This is a genomic window from Lutibacter sp. (assembly GCF_041596795.1).
Taxonomy (GTDB): Bacteria; Bacteroidota; Bacteroidia; order Flavobacteriales; family Flavobacteriaceae; genus Lutibacter.
In genome coordinates this window covers 1-4,105 of sequence record NZ_JBFHHX010000211.1, presented here as the reverse complement: position 1 = coordinate 4,105, position 4,105 = coordinate 1, and the positions used below count along the sequence as shown (strand labels likewise).

The following is a 4,105-nucleotide window of genomic DNA, read 5'->3' as shown; positions in this document are numbered from 1 at the left end:
GGCATCATAATAAGTACCACTATTTGTAATGATATATGATTGATAAATACCCGAATCTGCAAAAATTATATTCGTGAAAAAAAGCACAGAAATAACTAAAAGAATTTGTCTTTTCATGAATGTTATTTTTAATAATGTCTTTAGGTTTTAAGTTTATTGCTTTACTACTTTTAACAATATGGTATCTTGTAAATATACTTTTACAAAATATAATCCAGTAGGTTTATCTTCTAAACTCATTTGAATTTTATTATTGCTAATTGGGTAACTGTATTTAGAAATTAATTGTCCTTGTACAGAATACATTTCAACAACTGCGTTTTTTTCTGTTGTAGTTACTGAAATTTCAAATAATCCATTTGTAGGATTTGGATATGCCGTAAAACTTTCAAGTACATCAATTGTTTTAGAAAAAATTCCTTCACAACTAACTGCAGTTTTTACTTGTATTTGATCACCTTGTTTTACATTTACGGAAAAAGTAGGAGCAGAGGTTTCTAATACTTCTTCATTATTTACAAATACATTAAATGGCGCAGTTCCTTCTTCTATTGTAATTTCTACTTTAGATGAACTAACACTTGCTTTTCCTGAAACAGTTGTTCCTTCAGCAATAGTAACCACATAACACTGCTCATATGTTTCGCCAGTAACAGAAATGCATACGTTATAATTTCCAGGCTCAAGGTTAGAAACTGTTAAAGCATTGTTTGTAAAATTATAAGTTGTTCCGTTAATGGTAGCAACGTAAGTATAAGTTTCTTGTGCTGTAATGCTTATTTTTCCATTATTTTTATCAGGACATGTTTCGCTTGTTGCCGTTACTTCAAAATTAGAAGATTCTAAACTAAATATTGGACAACCGGTAGCAGACACTTGAACACCTTCCATTGTATTAGGACATAAATCTTCGGTATCTACAACACCATCATTATCACTATCATCTGAAGCAGTTCCACCACGTGGATCTAATAATTTTACTGTAGAATATAATTTGTATTCCCCAGGATTTAATGTTATAGAAGTAGACGTGCTTGAAATTGTTTTTTCCTCTCCTGTAAAATACTCATACCAAGTTCCGGTTTTTGAAAATTGTGTTGTTATTGATTTTTCAGTAATATCAAAATTACCTACAATTACAACATCCATTGAAGTATGTTTTAATAAGATACTTTTACCTAAACCGCTAACATTTAAAGTAAAATCGGTAGTGTTAAATACTGGTTGATTTTGCTTAAACTCGCTTAAAGTTGCCCAAGTGTTGTAAATTTGTTTTCTATTTGCATCGTCAAAATAGTTCCAGTAAATAGGTTTTCTATCAACTCTTCCTGGATCGTCTATACTTACATCGTAACCAAGTTCTCCAAATTGCCAAACCATTTTAGGACCAGGAATGGTAAAAAAGAACATTCCAGCCAATTCTTGGCGAGATAAAGCTGTAGTTAAATCTTTAACGTTGTACGTAGTATTACTATTACCATAAGTAAGGTTTTTGTACATTAAACGTTCTTCATCATGGCTTTCCATATAACCAACTACGTTTGGAGAATTCCATCCTCTTTGTTTGTAAGAAATCCAAGAAATATCTGTATCTGAGCTATAGCCCATGGTATTTTGGTTGTAATTATTATTTAAATTTCCCCACAACATAATACCGTAATTGGCCAATTCTTTTTCTTCAGTATTTTCTGATAAATGTTCAAAAATTACATAAGGTTTATTGGTTGGATTATTATCCCAAACGTGATCAGCATATTCTTTTAAAATTGCAATTCTAGAAGCATCATATGCGCTTGCCCAATTGTCGGTTCCGTAATATAAAGTATTGCTAAATCCTTTTGTAAAATCAAAACGGAATCCATCAACCTTATACTCGTTCATCCAATATGATAATACATCTTTAAAGAACGCTTTTGTGTAGGCAGATTCATGGTTAAAATCGTAACCCCAATGTGCACTAGTATTATCAACTAAATTTGAGCTTTGGTTATACCAAGGGTTATCTGCAGCAGGTGCGCTATTTACTGAATCCCAATATAGTTGAACCAAAGGTGATTGTCCGTAAGAATGATTAAAAACAACATCGGCTAACACTGCAATTCCGCGTTCATGACAAGCATCTACAAATTTTTTAAAATCGTTTTTAGTTCCGTAAGCTTTATCTAAAGCCATATATAAAGCCGGATTATAACCCCAACTATCAGCACCTTCAAATTCATTTATTGGCATTAATTCTATGGCGTTAATTCCTAAGTTTTGTAAATAATCAAGTTTTGTTAAAGCTTCTGTATAAGAATCAGATTCTGTAAAATCACGCAAGTGCATTTCATAAATAATTAAATTATCCTGCGCTGGTTTTGTAAAATTTGTAACATTCCATGAATACTCAGTATCATTTATTAAAAAAGTTGAAACGTACCCAGTTGTTAAATTGGTAGGGTAGGCTTTTAGGTTTGGATAATTTCCTGTTTTAATATATTGGTCTGTCCAAGGGTCTAGTATTTTTTCTGAATATGGATCTGCAATTTTAATAGTATAATCTACATAATATTGGTAAGCAAACTCAGTATCAACATCTAATCCGGTTAAGGTTATCCAAAATAAATCAGAATTTGTGGTATCTTGTTTTAATTGATATTCACTATTTAAAAGCCAATTATTAAAATCTCCAATTAAAAAAACATCGGTTTTATTGGGCGCTTCTAATACAAAAGTTACTGAATTATCGGTATTAATAGTTACACCTTTTTTTGCTCCTGTAGGAATTGCCTCAAGAACAGTTGCGGTTTTTATATAAACAGACATTTCAATTTCTTTAGTTTCAGTTCCACTGGTTGCAACAGCTTTTAAAATATGATTTCCTGAAGAAGAAAAAGAATAAGTAGTTGAAATTGTTGTAGAATTTAAAGCAGTTTGTTGAGAGCTGCCATCAATAAAAAGTTCTAAATCAGCACTTAGTGATGCTTCTGCTGTTATGGTAACAGATTCATTTAAGTTATAAATGCTGTTGTTTGAAGGGTTTGTAAATGTGATATTTAAACCAGCTTCGTAAATGGTTATGTAAATATCTGGTGATGTTTGTTTAGATCCGTCTGATGCTCTAAATACAAAATTAAGTTCAGATATGGTTTTTGAAGTATCTACACCATAAAAAGTATGGATATCTGGTGAAAGTACTAAAGTGTATAAATTGGTATTAGAGGTATCTCTGGTTAGTTTTGCTTTTGCAATATTTTCGGTCCAACCAGCAATTACATTTTGCCAGTCTGCGCCATCAATAGTAACTCCTGTGTGTGCATATATATCTCCTGTGTAATCTTCTAAACCTGTTCCAACCGCGTTAAAAATAATAGTTATTTCACCACTAGCTGTTGGTATAGCAGGTGAAGTTGTTACTTGAGAAAAAGTAATTAAAGGAAGTAAAAATAGTAGTATAAGTAAAGATTTTTTCATGTAGAATATTATTGAAGAATAAGTTAAAGTTTTTTTAAGAACTTTAATAATTATTTATGTTAAAAAAAGGCTGTTCAATTGAACAGCCTTTTTTATAAATTAATACTAATTAGCTGTAATGCTATATTTGTATGCTCTAGGATTACTTAAGTCTAAAACAACTTTGTAATTTCCAGCAGCTCCATCAAAAGTAAGATCACCACCTGATTGTAAATTGCCATCGCTATCTAATGTACCTAAATCAAAACCAGTATTCCAGTCATTATTACCTCTAAATTTAAAAGCTCCAGGTTCTAAATATACATTTGCAATAAGTGTTTTAGAAGTAGCGTCATATATTAAGTCTGTATCACTATCCCATCTTCCTGGCGTAGCAGCTCCAATAATGCCCCAGCTTACTGCTGTTTGAGAATAGGTTAAAGTAGTAGTGTTTGCTTGTACAAAATAGTATCCTTCTGTTGCAGTACAATTTGTCTCATTTTGTTCTACTAAAATTCCTGCGAAAGAACCATTATCTCCATAATCTGGACCTTTGTTCCAATCAAAAACACCATCGGCATCAGCAGCAACAAATTTATATTCTCCGTTTAACCAAACGTATCCTTCAAAATCTGTAGTAGAGGCAGAAGAAGCTTCTAATTGTGGAGCAGTT

General features: G+C 31.7%; 1 protein-coding gene and 1 pseudogene. Both read right to left on the bottom strand.

Features of this window, described 5'->3' with window-relative positions; all coding sequences use genetic code 11:
* Positions 1-153: 153 nt before the first annotated feature.
* A complete protein-coding gene (locus ABY298_RS15290) occupies positions 154-3,453 on the bottom strand; it encodes an alpha-amylase family glycosyl hydrolase (protein ID WP_372746918.1) in 3,300 nt (1,099 codons plus the stop codon).
* Between the two features lie 105 nt (positions 3,454-3,558).
* A pseudogene (locus tag ABY298_RS15285) lies at positions 3,559-4,105 on the bottom strand (DUF5116 domain-containing protein); the annotation flags it as partial.

Excerpts from the sequence above, each read along its gene's own strand:
- ABY298_RS15290 (WP_372746918.1), bottom strand. The coding sequence starts at position 3,453 with ATGAAAAAATCTTTACTTATACTACTATTTTTACTTCCTTTAATTACT.